The sequence below is a fragment of the Nocardioides sp. SR21 genome (genome assembly GCF_022761125.1).
Classification (GTDB): domain Bacteria; phylum Actinomycetota; class Actinomycetes; order Propionibacteriales; family Nocardioidaceae; genus Nocardioides.
Genome location: NZ_JAKWJR010000005.1, coordinates 87741 through 105709, shown reverse-complemented (window position 1 = coordinate 105709; position 17969 = coordinate 87741). Strand labels below are relative to the sequence as shown.

Genomic DNA, 17969 nt, shown 5'->3' with positions numbered 1-17969 from the left:
ACCTCGGTCAAGGGTCAGCCGCGGACGATCTCGACCGACTCGATCACGACCGGGTCCACGGGGCGGTCGCCCGGGCCCGTCGCGGTCGCGGCGATCGCGTCGACGACGTCGCGACCGGCCTGGTCGGCGACCTCGCCGAAGATCGTGTGCTTGAAGTTCAGCCACGTCGTCGCGCCGACGGTGATGAAGAACTGCGAGCCGTTGGTGCCCGGGCCGGCGTTCGCCATCGCGAGGAGGTACGGCTTGTCGAAGGTGAGCTCGGGGTGCGGCTCGTCCTTGAAGGTGTAGCCCGGGCCACCGGTGCCGGTGCCGAGCGGGCAGCCGCCCTGGATCATGAAGCCCTCGATCACGCGGTGGAAGCCGAGGCCGTCGTAGAACGGGCCCGAGCGGCCGTTGCCGGCGTCGTAGGACTTGGAGCCGTCCGCGAGACCGGTGAAGTTCGCGACCGTCTCGGGGGCGTGGTCCGGGAACAGGTTGAGCGTGATGTCGCCCCGGTTGGTCTTGAGTACGGCCTGCAGGTCAGCCATGAGTGCCTCTCACGTCAAAGGGGTACACGGAAGGGCGTACCTCGATCTGGTTGTGCCGTCCGATCCTTGCACGTGCCGCCAGCCGTCCGCCCCGCGCCTCTGGTTCGGGGCCGGGTGCCATGATCGAATGAGACAGGACACGACGAGAGGAAGTGCCAGATGGGTCTGCGCAAGAACAAGTCCCTCCTCGACCAGGCGAGCGACACCGTCAGCCAGTACGTCGACCAGGTGAAGCCCCAGCTGGAGACGGCCGTCGCCACCGCGAAGGACAAGGCCGGCCCGGCGCTCGCGGACGCCAAGGCCAAGGCCGGCCCCGCGCTCGCCGACGCCAAGGCCAAGGCCGCGCCGGTGATCGCCTCGAGCGCGGCGCTCGCCGCCGAGAAGGTCGCCACGGGTGCGGCCCTCGCCGCCGACAAGGCCCAGCAGGCCGCCGACACCGTGGCCACCAAGGCCGACGAGATCGCCCAGCCGAAGAAGAAGCACCGCTTCCGCAAGTTCGTCCTGGTGACCGGCATCGCCGCGCTCGCGGCGTTCGTCGCGAACAAGCTGCGCAGCGGCTCCGAGAGCCAGAACTGGCAGTCCTCCTACACGCCGACCCCCGCGCCTCCGGCCCGCCCGGTGCCGCCGAAGGACGAGGGTGGGGCCTCCCCGACCGAGGCGATCGCCGACTCGGCCGACACCCCGCACCCCGCCACGACGCCCGACGCGCCCGCCGAGGTCGTCGACGTCGACAAGGCGCCGTAAGGAGATCGTTGGTCGAGGAGCGAGCGCCTGTTCCTCAGCCCTTAGGACCGGCCGGTGGAGAGATCCACCGGCCGGTTCTGCTCGATCCAGGCGTCGATCTGCTCCCACCAGGCGAACAGCCAGTCGATCCGCTCCTCCCGGGCCTCCGGGATCTCCGAGCGCGGCACCTGCCACCACCGCATCACGATGCGCTTGTCCATGGGCAGCTCACGCCACACGTCGGACACCGACACCAGGTGGTCGAGGCCGGTGTGCGCGACCAGCACCACGTCGGCGTCCGGCGCGGCGTCCAGCGCGGCCAGGAAGCCCCCAGGTCGCGGCGCGAGCACGTGGATCATCTGCTCGGCGCGCTGCGCCATCCGCTCCATGCCGAGCCTGCGCAGCCGGTCGATCGCCCTCTGCCGGCGCCGGGGGGTGAAGTTCCCACCCTCCGGGAAGATCACGAAGGCGTCGTTCTCGTCGAGCCCGGTCGCCAGCTCGGCGATCTGCGCCTCGAGGTCCGCGCCCGCCTTGGGGTTCGGCGTGATGAAGCGCGCCGGGATCCGGTTGAGGACCACGTCGATCATCGGGTCCCACGCCAGGGTGTCCTTGAGCACCACGCGCGGCTCGCGGTCGTACCACGCCATCAGCGTGTGGATCAGCACGAACGAGTCGCCCGGTCCGGCGTGCCGGCAGCAGACCAGGATCGGGCGGCCGGGGTGCGCGTCCGGCGCCGGACCTTCGGTCGCGATGGTCAGCCGCAGCACCCGGCGCGCCTCGCGGAAGAAGAGCCACATCGTGCCCTGCACCAGGTCGTAGTGGATGCCTTCGAAGTACGGCGTCCGCAGCTTCCAGCCGAAGCCGGAGGCGACCCACAGCCCGAACATGACGACCAGGAGGAGCGCCTCGCAGGTGAGGTAGAGGATCGCGACCCACATGACGCGCAGCGGCCGCAACCGCCCGGGCAGGATCGGCGACGCGGCGCACGCCGCGATCAGCCACAGCGGCAGCGTGATCCACAGCAGCGCGACCACGAGCACGAGGAGCGGGGCGATCACCATCCGCCGCAGCACCCAGGTCATGGCAGGTGCTCGTCCAGGTACTCGACGCACGCCTCGTAGGTCTCGTCGATCCGCTCCTGCACGCCGGCGAAGTCGCGGCTGCCGAAGAGCGTGTCGTCCTTCGTCGACGTACCGCGTGCCGGCAACACGTGCGCCGCGACGCTGGCCGGCAGCTCCTCGAGCTCGCGGTTGAAGCGGTGCCGCCGGGCGATCTCGAACGACACCCGCGCGACCTCCCACGGCCGCTTCGGCACGCTCAGCGGGCGGTCGATCCGGCCGACCTGGAGCACGAACACCCGCGACGCCCCGAGCTGCACCGCCCGGCCGAGCGGGATCGAGTTCACGATGCCGCCGTCGAGGTAGTGCTCGTCGCCGACCTTCGCCGGCGGCAGCAGACCCGGTACGGCGGCGCTCGCGACGACCGCGTCGACCAGCCGGCCGGAGTCGAACCAGTGCTCCGCGGCGCGCTCGATGCTGGCGGCGCACACCTGGAACCGCACCGGCAGCTCCTCGATGGTGACGTCGCCGAACTCCTCCTCGAGCGCCTGCTGCAGCGGCTTGGACGACCAGAGGTGGGTGCCGGTCTTCACGGCTCGGCGCACGGTGCGCAGCGGGCTGTCGCCGTACACGTCGGGGCCGGAGCCGGCCGCCGACTGCCACAGCGCGGTGAGCTTGTCGATCACCGCGAGGCCGGGCTCGCGGGCCACCAGGGCGCCGTTGAGGGCGCCGATGCTCGTGCCGAGGACCAGGTCGGGACGGATGTCGCGCTCGAAGAGTGCGCGCAGCATCCCGACCTCGACGGCGCCGAGGACCCCGCCGCCGCCGAGCACGAACGCAGTCGTCACACCGGCGAGTGTTCCACCCGGGCGGGGTGCTCGGCACGGACCCGCGCCGTCGCGCGGTGCTCGGCCCAGAAGCTGAGGATCGGGATGGTGCCGCAGACGAGGGTCACCAGCGTGAAGCCGATCGGCCACCGCGCCTTGCGCGAGAGGATGAAGGCGCTGACCAGGAAGATCATGTAGAGCCAGCCGTGCGCGACGCCGAGGTACTCCGTGATCGCCTCGCCGAGGTCGTGGGCGCCGGAGCCGGCCTCCCAGATCTCAGGCGTGCTGGGGAAGATGCCCCACATGCCGGTGCCGTCGAAGTTCGCGAGCGGTACGCCGATCAGGACGAGCACGACGAGCAGCACTCCGACGATCGTGGCCATCACGCGGTAGGCCAGCAGCGGGCGCCGGAGATCGGGGTCGACGGAGGGCTTCTCGCTCACGATCCCGACGGTACCGGGTCGTCCTGCGCCGCCTCGTCGCCGGCCACCGCCGGGGCTGCCGGTTCCGTGACCTCGCGCACCCACCGCCACCAGATGAACGCGGCGAACAGCCCGAAGATCCACCACTCGAGGGCATAGAGGAAGTTCTTGAGGCTGGTGGTCGCGCTCACCTCGGGGAGCTGCTCGAGGCTGGCGGCCTCCAGCCCGTCACCCGGGTCGGTCGCGACCACGTAGCCGCCGTACAGGTCCTGGTCGACGTGCTGGATGACGTCGGCCAGGCGCAGCTGGGGGAGGACGTCGTCGGCCGGGTCGTCGTCCATCTCGCCGGTGCCCTCGCCGGGCTGGAGCCGGCCCTCGACGGTGACCGGTCCGGTCGGCGGCGCCGGCGCCTCCTCCACGGTCGGGACCCAGCCGCGCACCACGGGGATCGCGGCGTCGCCGCCGGCCACCGACACGGGGGTCACCGCCCAGTACCCGGAGCTGCCGTCGTGCTCGCGCCCGGAGACGTAGACGGTGCCGCCGGGGACCCACTCCCCGGTCACGAGCACCGACCGGCCGACCTGGTCGCCCGGGAACGGGTCGTCCGGGCCGAGGACGTCGGCGATCGGGACCGCGGTCGCGCCGGTCAGGTCGGTCGCCTCCGCCTCGCGGTGCGCCTGCCAGGCGCCGTACTGCCAGAGCCCGAGCGCGAACGCCGTACCGACCAGGACGAGCGCCAGCAGGTGGGCGCCCCAGAACCGCGGGGCGAGCTTGCTGGACACCCCCTCAGGGTACGCGGCGGCCACTGGTCAGACCACCTGACCTCCTGTTACGGTCGGGCGATGCCGCTCCAGCCCGTCACCCGTCGCTCCGTCCCCGACGCCGTCTTCGACCAGGTGCTGACCGAGGTCGTCGACGGCGGCATCGAGGTCGGGGAGGCGCTGCCGAGCGAGCGCCGGCTGGCCGAGGTGCTCGGGGTCTCCCGCCCGGCGGTCCGCGAGGCGCTGCAGCGGATGGCCCAGACCCGGCTCCTCGACGTCCGCCACGGCGGTGCGACCACCGTGCGCGACTTCCGGCGGTACGGCGGCCTCGACCTGCTGCCGATGCTGCTGGTCCGCGGCGGCCGGGTGGACGCCGCGGTCGCCCGCAGCATCCTCGAGGCCCGCCTGGCCGTCGGGCCGGGGGTGGCGGCCCTGGCCGCCGAGCGGGGTGGACCGGCGCTCGAGGCGCTGCTCGCCGAGTCCGTCGACGCCCTGGCCGCGACCGAGGACGGCGTCGAGCAGCAGCAGCACGCGCTCGCGTTCTGGGACCACGTGGTCGACGCCGCCGACTCGATCGTCTTCCGGCTGCTGTTCAACAGCCTGCGCGCCGCGTACGAGCCGGCGCTCGAGGCGCTCGCGCCGCTGATGGCCGCCGAGGTCGGCCAGCCCGGCGCCTACCGGCTGCTCGCGGCCGCGATCGGCGCCGGTGACCCCGAGACCGCCCGCGCCGCCGCGGACCACGTGCTCCGCCCGGCGACGACCTCGATCCTGTCCGCCCTGGAGGCACTGGAGGAGTCATGACCGACATCGACCGACTGGCCGCCGAGAGGCTGGCGGCCGACGAGGCCCGGATCACCGGGTCCCGGCGCACCAACGTCTCGCTCGCAGGCGCCTGGCGGGCGTTCTGGCGGGCGCCGAGCCCCTGGATGATCTCGTCGTTCCTCGTCGCCGCGGTGGTCGCGCGGATCGCGGTCGCCGGCGGCGGCTGGTGGGAGCTGCTGATCCCCGTCGGCCTGGTCGCGGCGTTCCCCCTCATCGAGTGGGTGATCCACGTGGGCATCCTGCACTGGCGCCCGCGCAGCGTCGGCCCGGTCGAGATCGACTCGCTGCTCGCCCGCAAGCACCGCGAGCACCACGCTGACCCGCGCGACCTGCCGCTGGTGTTCATCCCCTGGCGGGCGCTGGCCTGGCTGCTGCCGGCGTACGTCGTCGTCGCGTGGCTGGTCACGCCGACGGCCTCGAGCATGCTCACGCTGCTGGTGTCGGTCTACGGCCTCAAGCTCGGCTACGAGTGGACCCACTACCTCGTCCACAGCGACTACCGGCCGCGCTCGCGGTGGTTCCGCTCGGTGTGGCGCAACCACCGGCTGCACCACTACAAGAACGAGCACTACTGGTTCACGGTCACCACGGCCGGTACGGCGGACCGGCTGCTCGGCACCTACCCGGACCCGAGCACGGTGAAGACGTCGCCGACCGTGCGTGACCTGCACGCCCGCGAGAGCACCTGATCGTCACGGCATCGCGTTCGTCGGTTCCGCGCACACGCCACCCGGCGGCGCGCTGGGGAACACTCCGGAGCCGGTGATGCTCAGGTTCACGTTCTGCCCGGCCGTCGGGGAGTTGCTGCGCGCGGGCGCGTCCCAGGTCGACTCCGAGTCCGTGACGAAGCCCTCGAGGTACATCCGGATGGTGTTCGACAGGTCCGAGACCCGGAGCCGGAGGGACCTGAGCGTGTTCCCACCGGGCGGGACCGCGGTGTGGTTCTTCACGTCCGCACACACCACGTTCGTCTCGCCGGCGAGCGAGGAACCGGCAGTGATGTTGATGTCCGCCAACGCCAACGTGTCGGCGGTGGTGGTGTTGTTGTCCAGGGTCAGGTCGAGGCGCGCGTCCTCGAAGCGGGCCTGGCTGTCGATCGGCGTGCTGTTGTTGCCCGGGTTCATGGTGATCACGTTGTTCCGCGCCTCGACGACCCCCGTGCTGGACTCCTGGGGTAGGACACGGATCCCCGACCCGATGCTGTTCACCTCGATGTCGGTGTTGTTGTTGATCCGTCCCATGATGCTGGCGTTGAGGAAGGACGTGACGTTCACCGCGGACCCTCCCTGGCTGCGGATCAGCGGATTGCCGATCACGTTGAACCGGACCGCGGCCGTGTCGTTGCCGTTCAGGTCGATGCCGGCCCCGATGTCGCTGCCCGAGTCGATGGTGGTCCCGGTGATGTCGACGTTCACGATCGAGTCGTCCTCACCGACGACCTGCACGGCCTGGGTGCGCAGCCGCAGCAGGGAGCTGTCGACGATGTCGAGGTTCGTGGTCGGCTGACCGCCCGCGGAGCTGAAGCTCCGGAACTGGAGGCCGCCCTCACCGTTGCCGTTCGACGCGCCCCCGGATGAGACCGTCTGGGTGTCGCGGAGGGTGACGCCGTCGAGGGTCAGGTTGAGGCCGACGTCCGTGTTCACGATGTCGATGCTGTTGGTCTCCGAGAACGAGATCTCGGTGTCGGTGATCGAGCTCGTGCCGGAGAGGTTCTGGAGCTCCATCCCGCTCTCGTGTGCCTCGTTGCCGGCGCCGGTGATCGAGCTGTTCGACATCACCAGGCCCGAGACGCCGACGCCGGTGATCCCGTTCTCGACCATGGTGCCGCTCAGGTTGATCCGGTTGAGCGTGGCACCGGTGACGCTGTTGAGGTAGATCGCCGCGTTGCACGCCGTGATCACGAGGTCGTCGCACGCCCCGCCGCCGCCACCGTCCGCACTGCTGTTGGCGCTCACGAAGTTCATGTTGGACAGGCTCACCGCGGAGGTGCTGATCAGCTCTGCACCGCGCGTCGAGCTGTTCTGGACCGTGCCGCCCGAGCCGGCCGTTCCGGTCCCGCTCACGGTGAGGCCGCCCGCCGAGCCGGTCGTGTTCAGCGTGATCGCCTTGGGTGCGCCGTTCGCCGAGATCGACGTGAAGTCCAGGCCGTCCGCACCGATGGTCGTGCTCGTGACGGTGAGGGCTGCTCCGCTCGTCGTGGTGACGACGTTGTCCGGAGCGCTGCCGGCGGCGTTGGTGTCGGCGACCACGACGGTGCCACCGCCGGTGGCGGAGAAGGCAGCATTGGCACCGGTGGAGAGGGTGACCCCGCCGTCGAAGCGGATCGTGGCGCCGGTGTTGCTCGCCAGCGAGATGCCGCTGCCGTCACCGTCGTTGCCGTCGGTGATGGACCCGTTGAAGTCCTTGGTCCCGCCGTTCTGGCCGGAGACGTTGACGAGCGTTCCCACGTCGTCGGTGATGGTGCCGTTGTAGGTGAAGGCGACGTCGTCGGAGGACCCGTTGCCGCTGAGGTCGACGTCCTCGCCGCCGGCGTTCTGCAGCGACCCGCCCGACCCGGTGAACGTGCCGGCCACGTTGTCGAGCCGGATCCCGTCGCCGGTGGCGCCGTTCGACGTGACGCTCGTGAACGTCATCGCCACGGTGCCCCCGGAGATGTCGACCGCGCCGCCGGTGGTGTTGTTGATGACCCCGGAGGTGGTCGTGTTCATCGTCGCGGTGCCGACCGAGCTCCCGGACAGCGCGGCGCTGCCGGCAGGGGTGGTGCCGAGGTCGACGCCCTGGATGGCGTTGTTGGAGGCCAGCGCGAGCGCGGGACCCGAGGCGTTGCTGATCGTCGGGTTGCTCGCGCCGCTCGCCGTCACCACCGTGAATCCGCCGACGCTGAGGCCCGCACGCTTGGAGCGCAGCGCCTGGGTGCCCTCCAGCGGCAGCCCGCCGGTGTACGACGTCGCGGTCAGGATCATCAGCGTGTCGCCGGTCCCGTCCGCGTCACCGGCACCGCCGGCGCCGTTGATGCCGGCGAGCGTCTTGAACGGATCGGTGCTGGTGCCGGTTCCGGGACCGGCCACCGCGCTGTCGACGTACCAGACGCAGTCGGCGACCGCGATCGTCACGGTGCCGGTGGCGGTGCCGTTGGTGCCCTGGTCGGACAGGGTGTAGCTGAAGGAGTCCGAGCCGTCGGCGCACCCGGGATCGTTGGCGGCCGGGAAGTACGTGAAGTTGCCGTCGGCCTCCAGCGTCACCTTGCCGCCGTCCGCGGTCGTGATCGCCTGCGCACCGGTCGGTCCGACCACCAGGGGTCCCGGCCCGTCGGGGTCGGAGTCGTCGGTGCCGCGCGTCAGCACGCTGCAGGTGGTGGGGATCGTGCAGTCGAAGGTCTTGCTCGGCTCGTTGTGCGAGGTACCCACCGCGAGCGCGGTGTTGCCGACCGCCGAGCTCGAGCCGTCGAAGGTGTCGTTGACGGGCACCGGCGCGTCGTTGGTCGCCGTCACGGAGACGGTGGCGTGCGCGACCGGCGAGGCGAGGGGACCCGCGTCGGTGACGACGACGGTGACGTCACGGTCGGCGGTGCCCGGGGTGTTGCTGGTGTTGTCGTACTTCAGGGTCCGGATGACCTGCTGGTACTGCGCCTTCGACGCGCTCCCCGACAGCGCCAGGACGCCGGTGGCCGAGTTGTACACCGCGGCCACGACCGAGGTGCCGCTGGTGACGACCGACAGCGACTCGGAGGCCGCGTAGGGGTGGTTCGTGAGCGTGATCGTGGCGCCCGTCAGGCTCGCGCTGTCCACGTCGGTGACGACGGCGAGCGAGGCGAGGGCGACCGCCCCGGATCCCGGGTTCGCGGGCGCCGAGTCCTCGGTGAACGCCGCGGCGGAGTCGATGCCGCCGCCGGCGCCGTTGAGGTCGACCGCGGGGGCGTCGTTGACCGGGGTAACGGTCACCGTCGCGGTCGACGCCGCGGAGTCGGCGTCGCCGTCGTTGACGGTCACCGTCACGCTCCGGCTGGCGCCGTCGGGATCCTGGTCGGTGTTGGCGTAGGTCAGCGTCTGGATGACGTCCTCGTACTGCGCCTTCGTCGCGGTGCCGCTGAGGGCGAGCACGCCGGTGCCCGCGTCGTAGGCGCCACCCACGATCGAGATGGGACTGCCACCGGGGATCGTCACCGCCAGCGACTCGGACCCGCCGTCCGGGCGGGCGGTGAGGGTGATCGTCGCCGAGACCAGCGTGGCGCTGTCGACGTCGGCGATCGACGCGTCCGGTGCCAGCGCCGTGGCGGCGTCACCCTCGGTGAACGCCGCTGCGGAGCCGGTGCCGGCCTCGTTGCTGTCCAGGTCGAGGGTCGGCTCGTCGTTGGTGGCGGTGATCGACACCGTGGCGGTGCGACTCGACGACTCGGCGAGGCCGTCGTCGACCGTGACCGTGACGGTCCGGTCGGTCGCATCGGGGTCGTCGTCGGTGTTCACGTAGCGGATCGACCGGATCAGCGCCTCGTAGCTCGCCAGCGTCGAGGTGCCGGTGAAGCTCAGCGTCCCGGTGGCGGCGTCGTACCCGCTGCCGGCCGAGATCCCGCTGCCCTGCGGGATCGTGAACTCCAGGGACTCAGCGCCGTTGCCGTCCGGCCGGGCCGTGAGCACGACGGTCGCCGACTCGAGGTCGGTGTCGTCGCTGTCGCTCACGGCAGCGTCCGGGGCGATCGCCACCGCGCCGCCGTCCTCGACGAAGGTGACGGCGGAGTCGTCACCTGCGCCGACGGTGTCCAGGTCCAGGCCCGGAGGTGCGTTGATCGGGCGGACCTCGACGACCGCGTCGGCGGGGTCGGAGGTCAGGTCTCCGTCGCCGACGGTCACCGTGATCGTGCGCGAGGTCGGGTCCGGCGGGTTCTGGGTGTTGTCGTAGCGGATCGACTGCACCAGCGTCGTGTAGTCCGCCTTCGACGCGGTCCCCGTGAAGGCGAGGGTCCCCGTGGCCGCGTCGTACGAGCCGCCGACGAGCGTGATCCCGCTGCCGGCGGGGATGTCGGCGGACAGCGACTCGAAGGCGTCACCGTCGAGCCGGTCGGTCAGCGTCACGGTGGCCGACTCGATGCTGGTGTCGTCCGAGTCGGAGACCTGCGCGTCCGGTGCGACCAGGACGCCGTTGCCGGCGTGCGGGTTCGTCTCGTCGAACGTCGCCGCCGAGTCGATGCCCGGGCTCCCGGTGTCGAGGTCGACGACCGGGGCGTCGTTCGCACACGTGACCGTCACCTCGACGGTCGCGGTGGAGCCGCCGTTCACGGTGTAGGTGAAGTCGTCGGTGGTCGTGCCGTCGTTGCAGTAGTCCGCGTCCGGCGTGTACGTCAGGTCGCTGCCGTCGCCCGCGACGACCACCGTGCCGTTCGTGGGGTCGCTCGCGCCGGTGACCGTCAGCTGCCCACCGTCGTCGTCGGTGTCGTTGGCCAGCACGTCGATCGTCGTCGGGGTGTCCTCGGCGACGGTCGTGACGTCGTCGACCGCCGTCGGGTCGTCGTCGACGCACGTCACCGTCACCTCGACCGTCGCGGTCGAACCACCGTTCACGGTGTAGGTGAAGTCGTCGGTGGTCGTGCCGTCGTTGCAGTAGTCCGCGTCCGGGGTGTAGCTGAGGTCCGCCGCCGTGAACGCCACCGACCCGTTCGTCGGCTGCGTCACCGACTCGACCGTCTGCGGACCACCGTCGGCGTTGGCGTCGTTGGCCAGCACGTCGACCGTGGTGGCGCCGGCGTCCTCGGACACCGTCCTCGTGTCGTCGACCGCCGTCGGGTCGTCGTCGACACACGTCACCGTCACCTCGACCGTCGCGGTCGAACCACCGTTCACCGTGTAGGTGAAGTCATCGGTCGTCGTCCCGTCGTTGCAGTAGTCCGCATCCGGCGCATACGTCAGGTCGCTGCCGTCACCCGCCACGACCACCGTGCCGTGCGTCGGGTCGCTCGTCCCCGTGATCTCCAGTGCGCCGCCGTCCGGATCCGTGTCGTTGGCCAGCACGTCGACCGTGGTGGCGCCGGCGTCCTCGGACACCGTCCTCGTGTCGTCGACCGCCGTCGGGTCGTCGTCGACACACGTCACCGTCACCTCGACCGTCGCGGTCGAACCACCGTTCACCGTGTAGGTGAAGTCGTCGGTCGTCGTCCCGTCGTTGCAGTAGTCCGCATCCGGCTCGTAGCGCACGTCGCTGCCGGCGTGGGTGATGGTCACCGTCCCGTGCGCCGGCTGGGTCACCTCGGTGATCACGCCACCGTCCGGGTCGACGTCGTTGGCGAGCACGTCGATCGTCGTCGCCACGTCCTCGACGACGGTCGCCGTGTCACCGGTCGCGACACCCGGGTCGTCGACACACGTCACCCGCACTCGGACGGTCGCCGTCGACCCGCCGTCGATGGTGTAGCTGAAGGTGTCGGTGGTCGGGCCCGCGTTGCAGTAGTCGGCGTCCGGCTCGTACGTCAGGCTCCTGCGGTCGCCGGCGACCACGACCGTGCCGTTGGCCGGGTCGGTCGCGGCGGTGATCGTCAGCTGCGCGCCCTCGGGATCGCTGTCGTTGGCGAGCACGTCGATCGTCGTCGCGCCGGAGTCCTCGGCCACCGCGGGTGCGTCGTCGAACGCGGACGCCGGATCGTCGACGCACGTCACCGTCACCCGCACGGTCGCCGTCGACCCGCCGTTCAGCGTGTAGGTGAAGTCGTCGGTGGTCGAACCGCTCGTGCAGTAGTTCGAGCTCGGCCGGTAGCTCAGGCCGGCCGCGGTGAACGTCACCGAGCCCCTGGCCGGCTGGGTCACTGCGGTGATCGAGCGCGGCCCGTCGTCCGGGTCCGTGTCGTTGGCGAGCACGTCGATCGCGGTCGCTCCGGAGTCCTCGGCCACCGTCCTCGTGTCGTCGACCGCCGTGGGTGCGTCGTCGACGCACGTCACCGTCACCTCGACCGTCGCGGTGGAGCCGCCGGTCACGGTGTAGGTGAAGTCGTCGGTCGGCGTCCCGTCGTTGCAGTAGTCCGCATCCGGCGCGTACGTCAGGTCGCTGCCGCCGTCCGCCACGACCACCGTGCCGTGGTCCGGCTGCGTCGCCGAGGTGATCGTCACCGGACCACCGTCGGCGTCGCCGTCGTCGGCGAGTACGTCGATCGCGGTCGCGCCGGCGTCCTCCGTCACGGTCGCGGTGTCGTCGCCCGCTGCGGGGAGGTCGTCGAGTCCCGTGATCGTGACGGTGACCTTCGCGGTGTCGGTGCCGCCGTGGCGGTCCGACACGGTGTAGGAGAACGTGCGCGTCGCGGTCGCGCCGCCGGCGAGGGCGTCGTACTGACCGCTCGGGTCGAACCTCACGCCGGTCCCGTCCTTCAGGACCGTGACCTCACCCTGGGCAGGGGCGTCCTCGACCGCGGACACGACCAGCCGGTCGCGGTCGGAGTCGGAGTCGTTGTCCAGGACCGCCACGGTGACCGCGGTGTCCTCGTCGGTCGACGCCGCATCCGCGACCGCCTTCGGGGCGGCGTTCGGGCCCTCGCAGTGCTGGAGGACGTCCTTGCCCGGCCCGCCGACGCACCGGTCCCGGGCGGCGCCGCCGTTGAGCGCGTCGTCGCCCGGCCCTCCGGTGAGCGCGTCCTTCCCGCCGCCGCCGTCCAGCCGGTCCGCGCCCGCGGACCCGGCGATCCGATCGCGCCCCGGTCCGCCACAGATCAGGTCGTTGCCACCACGGCCGGTGATGCGGTCGTCACCTCCACCGCCCACGATCACGTCCGGGCCGCGGGTCCCGCGCAGCACGTCGTCGCCGGGCGTCCCGTGGATCGTGACCGGCGCACCGAGGCAGGTGCGTGGCGCAGGAGGTGCAGCCTCGGCTGCGATGGTCGTCAGGCCGCCGAGCAGCAGGAGTGCTGCGACCGGCGCAGCCATCCACCGGGGGGTACGCGTGGTGCCGGCCATGGAGTCTCCCAACCTTCGGCTCGAGCCAGCCTCACACGGTCAGGGAGATTCCGTCACTAGTTGACCTAAATGCCTGCGCCCTGCCCGGCAGGAACGGCTGCGCGGTGCGCTGCGCGAGCTCGGAGGAGTGGCGCCGCTCTCGCGAACGGCTAGAACAGCCAGTTCGTCCCCGCCCCGCCACGCAGCACGTCCTCGCCACGGCCACCGCAGAGCAGGTCGTCACCGGGACCACCGGACAGCCGGTCGTGGCCGGCTCGGCCGATGAGCACGTCGGTGCCGGCCTTGCCTCGCAGCCGGTCGTCGCCTGCCGTGCCCGACACGACCCGGACCCTCATGGTGGTGCTGCCCGCGGCGTTCGTCACGGTGACGGTGACGGCCTCGACGCCGGCGCCCCGCGGCAGCAGCGTGAGGACCGTGCCGTCGAGTCGCGCTGCCGGGCTCGAGCTCACGTCGAGCGTGAACGGTGCCTCGGACTCCACGGTGAAGGCCAACCGCGCTCCGACCGAGCGGATGCAGCTGTGCTCGGTGCCCAGGGCGAGGACCGGGAGCGCCGGTGCGGTCCAGGTCGTCGCGGCCTCGGCGACCGCCGACCCGTTGCCGGCGGCGTCCTGGAACACCCCTGGCGCGAGGCGCACGCCCACCGTCCCGGTGGTCGTCATCCCGGACACCCGCACCTCGAAGGCCCGGTCACCCATCCGCGCGACCACGACCTCGTCGGCGCCCGTGTCACCGGTGATCTCGACGTCACCGGCGGCGAGCTCGCCGACCGGCTCGCTGGCCGTGACCGCGAAGACGAGCTCATCCGCGAGGTCCGTCTCGAAGTCAACCGCGACGGTGGGCGCGGTCCCGTCGTACGTGCGCGTCAACGGGTTCGAGGTCGTGCTCGCGTTGCCCGCGGCGTCCGCTGCGGCGCCCGCCAGCACCGTCACGGTGACGGCGCCGTCGGCCAGGGGGGTGACGGTCACCTGGTACGACGCCCCGGACCCGGTCAGGCCGGAGACCGACGCGTTGGTCGTCTCGAGGTCACCGGCGGTGAGTCCGGTGACGGCCTCGGAGAACCCGATGTCCACCACGAACGGGCCGTTGACCAGCGCGCCGGCAGCGCTGGTCACCGTCGCCGCCGGCTTGGTGGTGTCACCGGACGGCGCGGGGTTGACCGTGACGGACACCGTGTCGGTGTCGGTGACGAGCCCGTCGTCGACCGTGAGCTCGAAGGTCAGGGTGCTGCCCGCGCCGGGCGCCGTGAATGACGGGTGCGCGGTCGTGGCGCCACCCAGGGTGACGGTCGGCCCGCCCGTCTGCGCCCAGCTGTAGGTGAGCGCGTCGCCGTCCGGGTCGCTCGACCCGGACCCGTCGAGCGTCACGCCTGAGCCGGCGTGCGCCCCCCGGTCGTCCCCGGCGTCAGCGGTCGGCGCACGGTTGCGCGAGATGGACACGCTGTCGGTGTCCGACTCGCCGTTGCCGTCGTCCACGGTCACCTCGAACGTCAGGGGAGCGCTCCCTGCGGGCGCCACGAAGGACGGGGTCGCGGTGGCGGCGCCGACCAGCGTCACCGTCGGGCCGTCGGTCTGCTCCCACGAGTAGGTCAGGGTGTCGCCGTCCGGGTCGTACGAACCGGACCCGTCGAGGTGGACGTCCTCCTCGGCGGCCGCGGACCGGTCGTCGCCCGCATCTGCGACGGGCGGCGCGTTCACGGTGACGGTGATCCTGTCGCTGTCGCTCCCGCCGTGACCGTCGTGCACGGTCATCTCGAACACCAGTACGTCGGGGCCGAACGGCGCCGTGAACGCGGGCGTCGCCGTGTTCGCGCCGTCCAACGCCACCACGGTCCCACCGCCGATCTGCTCCCAGGCGTACGTCAGGGTGTCGCCGTCCGGGTCGCTCGACTCGGAGCCGTCGAGGGTCACGCTGTCGTCGTGGTTGACCAGCTGGTCCGATCCGGCGTCGGCCTCGGGCGCACGGTTGACGATCACCGTCACCTCGGCCGTGTGGGTGCGGGCGCCGTCGCTGACGGTGAGGTCGAAGGTCAGCACGCTTCCGGCGGCGGGCGCCGAGAACGACGGCGACGCCGTGTTCGCGCCGGTCACGGTCACGCCGACTCCGGTGGTCTCGACCCACGCGTACGTCAGGGTGTCGCCGTCCGGGTCGCTCGAGCCGGTGCCGTCGAGGTGCACCTCGTCGCCGGCGTTGACGACGAGGTCGCCGCCCGCGTCGGCCGTGGGGCGCCCGTTGACCCGGATCGACACGACGTCGAGGTCGGTCTGAACCCCGTCGTTGGTGACGAGCCGGAACGTCAGGGTGGCGGGACCGGTCGGGGCCGTGAAGCTCGGCGCGGCGGTGCCCGCACCGGACACGACGACCGCAGGGCCGGAGAGCTGGTCCCAGGAGTACGTCAGGGTGTCGCTGTCGTCGTCCGTGGACTCGCTGCCGTCCAGCCCGACCGTTGCGCCGTCCTGCACGACCTGGTCGTCACCCGCATCGGCGGTCGGGACCTGGTTGACCGTGATCACGACCTCGTCGGAGTCGGTCTCGACCAGCCCGTCGTACACGGAGAGCTCGAACGTCATGACGCTTCCCGCCACCGGCGCGGTGAAGTACGGCGTCGCGGTGGTCGCGTCGTGCAGGGTGACCGGGTCACCGGTCGCCTGCGTCCAAACGTAGGTCAGCGAGTCGGCGTCCGCATCGCTCGAGGCGGAGGCGTCCAGGTGGACCGTCTCGCCGGCGATCACCCGCTGGTCGTCGCCGGCTTCGGCGGCGGGTGGGGTGTTGACCGTCACGGTCACGAGGTCGTCGTCCGACTGGAAGCCGTCGCTCACCGTGAGCTCCCACGTGACCGTGCTGCCCGCGGCCGGCGCGGTGAACGACGGCGTCGCCGTGTCCGGGTCGTCGAGGGTCACGGACTCCCCGGCGTGGTGGGTCCAGGCATAGGTGAGGCCCTCTCCGTCGGCGTCGCTCGAGCCTGAGCCGTCCAGCTCGACGGCGTCGCCGGCGCTGACCACGAGGTCGCTCCCGGCATCGGCGACCGGAGCGCCGTTGACGCGGACCGCCATGTCGTCGATCACCCCTGACTGCCCGTCGCTGACGGTCAGCCGGAAGGAGAGGTTCGTCGGATCGGTCGGTGCCGAGAACGTCGGGCTCGCGGTGTTGGCGCCGCCGAGGGTCACGGGAGGCCCGGAGATCTGGGTCCAGGCGTAGGTGAGGGAGTCCCCGTCGCTGTCGCCGGATGCGGTCCCGTCGAGTGTCACGTACTGGCCCGCGGCGACCACCTGATCATCGCCCGCTCGTGCGACCGGCGGGGTCTTCACGAGGATCGCGGTCGTGTAGTCGGCGAAGCCGCCATCCTTGTCGACGACGCGGGCCGCAACGTCGTGGGGTCCGCCCTCGTCGAGCACCGCCGCCGGCACCGTGGCCGAGCTGGAGGTGCTGCCGCCGGCGTACGTGCCGTCACCGACCTCCCAGTCGCCGTCGTCGTCGAAGTCGTAGGCGTAGCGCAACCCGGCGACCGGGTCCGCCGATCCGGGGTCCGCCTGGCCGCTGAAGGTGACGTCGGTCGTGTTCCCCACCTCGACGGGCCCGCCGTTGGTGAGGGTGGCGGTCGGGGCGACGTTCGTGACCGTCAGCATCGTGGCCGACGAGGTCTCGACCACGTCGCCCACCGAGGCCCGGACCCGGACGTTGCTGCTGTCCGGTCCGTCACCCAGCCCGATCGCGGCGAGGGTGGCAGCGGCCACGGTCGGGTTCGCGCCGGTGGCGTCGTCGTACAGCCCGTCGCCGTCTACGTCCCAGGCATAGGTCGCTCCGCTGAGGTTGAAAGAGGCGGCCAGCTCGACGCCCGATCCCTCGGGCACGGTGTACGGCCCGCCCGCGCTGATCGCCGGCACGGCCGACTCGACGTTCAGGGTCCACCCACCGGTGATCTCTCCGCCCGAACCCGCGCTCTCGTCGGTGACGAAGAGCCTCCAGCTTCCGTTGGGGTCCTCTCCAATGAGGTCGGACAGCGCGCCGCCGTAGGGCCCGGCGGGTGCGCCCCCCCAGACGTCGGGCTCGATCGCGATACCGTCGTTCGAGGGTCGGTACACGCCGTCGACCAGGTCGGCGTTGGGCACGCCCCCGGTCGCCTCGTCGTCGAAGACGATGGTGTTGTCGGAAGCGTCGTGTGATTGAGCGATGTCGCTCAGGAGGATGACCCCGGTCCCGCTGGGCGCCACGAGCAGCACACCGACGTCTTGCAGGTAGTCGTGCGTGAACCCGGTCAGCTGCACGGTGACCTTGCTGGTCACCCCGCTGAGACCACTGACGGTGACAGCCGCGGGCGACGGGCTGGCATCACCCGAGTCGGGGATCATGATCGGCGTCGGGTTGGAGATGCTCAGCGAGCCCGCCGCGGCCGGTGCAGCGGTCACACCGACGAGCGACGCAGCGGCCAGCGCAGTGAGGATGCCGAGCGCCGTGAGGCGGCGCGCTCCCAGTCGACCTGCAGACGGCATGACGTGACCTCCGGTCGTCGATGCCGACGCATCCGACGTCCGGCCCCGGAGAAGAAAAGTAGGGGCTCCCCGGGACGGGCGTCCATGGGACCGCGAGGTGGTCCGGTCCGGTGGTGAGCTGCCGTCGAGGGCCGCCGCACCGCCCGGATCGGGGGAGAAGGGGCCGTTGCGCGCCCTTGACGAGAAGCGGCCGACCTCAGCAGGTTCGACGAACGGAGGTGGTGGAGCCTAGGGGACTCGAACCCCTAACCCCCTGCTTGCAAAGCCAGGTGCAGGATGCCTCGCAAGAGGACCCTTGAGCACAAATGCGCAGCTCAGGGCTGGTCATCTGATGCCCCAATTGTCCGTCGCTTCCCCCACCAGTCCCCCACGGCATAGTGTCCCTGCCATCGCAGCATGGGGTTGGCGATCGGG

The 17969-nt window shown here is 71.5% G+C and carries 10 protein-coding genes and 1 tRNA gene; 3 read left to right on the top strand and 8 right to left on the bottom strand.

Annotation, left to right across the window (positions count from 1 at the left end; all coding sequences use genetic code 11):
• Positions 1 to 14: 14 nt before the first annotated feature.
• Positions 15 to 527 carry a peptidylprolyl isomerase gene (locus MJ604_RS10775; RefSeq protein ID WP_243058333.1) on the bottom strand — a complete coding sequence of 171 codons (513 nt, stop codon included), beginning with the start codon at positions 525 to 527 and terminating at the stop codon, positions 15 to 17.
• A 159-nt stretch (positions 528 to 686) separates the two neighbouring features.
• On the opposite strand from MJ604_RS10775, the gene MJ604_RS10770 reads away from it, so the two are divergent.
• The gene (locus MJ604_RS10770; RefSeq protein ID WP_243058332.1) at positions 687 to 1271 is read left to right on the top strand and encodes a hypothetical protein; all 585 of its coding nucleotides are present in this window, start codon (positions 687 to 689) and stop codon (positions 1269 to 1271) included.
• A 41-nt stretch (positions 1272 to 1312) separates the two neighbouring features.
• Here MJ604_RS10770 and MJ604_RS10765 read toward each other — a convergent pair whose 3' ends face one another.
• The 4 genes from MJ604_RS10765 to MJ604_RS10750 are packed head-to-tail and all read right to left on the bottom strand — an operon-like array spanning position 1313 to position 4339.
• Positions 1313 to 2332, bottom strand: coding sequence for a 1-acyl-sn-glycerol-3-phosphate acyltransferase (locus tag MJ604_RS10765; protein ID WP_243058331.1), 1020 nt, complete (start codon positions 2330 to 2332; stop codon positions 1313 to 1315).
• The gene (locus MJ604_RS10760) at positions 2329 to 3156 is read right to left on the bottom strand and encodes a patatin-like phospholipase family protein (RefSeq protein ID WP_243058330.1); all 828 of its coding nucleotides are present in this window, start codon (positions 3154 to 3156) and stop codon (positions 2329 to 2331) included. Before MJ604_RS10760 ends, MJ604_RS10765 begins: the two co-directional genes overlap by 4 nt.
• Complete coding sequence (locus MJ604_RS10755) at positions 3153 to 3578, bottom strand: DUF3817 domain-containing protein (RefSeq protein WP_243058329.1); 426 nt, start codon at positions 3576 to 3578, stop codon at positions 3153 to 3155. The genes MJ604_RS10760 and MJ604_RS10755 overlap by 4 nt, the downstream gene beginning before the upstream one ends.
• Positions 3575 to 4339, bottom strand: a complete 765-nt coding sequence (locus MJ604_RS10750) for an SURF1 family protein (protein WP_243058328.1) — start codon at positions 4337 to 4339, stop codon at positions 3575 to 3577. The genes MJ604_RS10755 and MJ604_RS10750 overlap by 4 nt, the downstream gene beginning before the upstream one ends.
• Positions 4340 to 4399: 60 nt before the next feature.
• Between MJ604_RS10750 and MJ604_RS10745 the strand changes: the two genes are divergently transcribed.
• Positions 4400 to 5119, top strand: a complete 720-nt coding sequence (locus MJ604_RS10745) for a FadR/GntR family transcriptional regulator (protein ID WP_243058327.1) — start codon at positions 4400 to 4402, stop codon at positions 5117 to 5119.
• Positions 5116 to 5829, top strand: coding sequence for a sterol desaturase family protein (locus tag MJ604_RS10740; protein WP_243058326.1), 714 nt, complete (start codon positions 5116 to 5118; stop codon positions 5827 to 5829). The genes MJ604_RS10745 and MJ604_RS10740 overlap by 4 nt, the downstream gene beginning before the upstream one ends.
• A gap of 3 nt (positions 5830 to 5832) precedes the next feature.
• Here MJ604_RS10740 and MJ604_RS10735 read toward each other — a convergent pair whose 3' ends face one another.
• The 3 genes from MJ604_RS10735 to MJ604_RS10725 all read right to left on the bottom strand — a co-directional run bounded on the left by MJ604_RS10735 (position 5833) and on the right by MJ604_RS10725 (position 17850).
• A complete protein-coding gene (locus MJ604_RS10735; protein ID WP_243058325.1) occupies positions 5833 to 13038 on the bottom strand; it encodes an Ig-like domain-containing protein in 7206 nt (2401 codons plus the stop codon).
• 179 nt (positions 13039 to 13217) lie between these two features.
• Complete coding sequence (locus MJ604_RS10730; RefSeq protein ID WP_243058324.1) at positions 13218 to 17555, bottom strand: PKD domain-containing protein; 4338 nt, start codon at positions 17553 to 17555, stop codon at positions 13218 to 13220.
• A gap of 219 nt (positions 17556 to 17774) precedes the next feature.
• Positions 17775 to 17850, bottom strand: a tRNA-Ala gene (locus MJ604_RS10725).
• Positions 17851 to 17969: the final 119 nt, after the last annotated feature.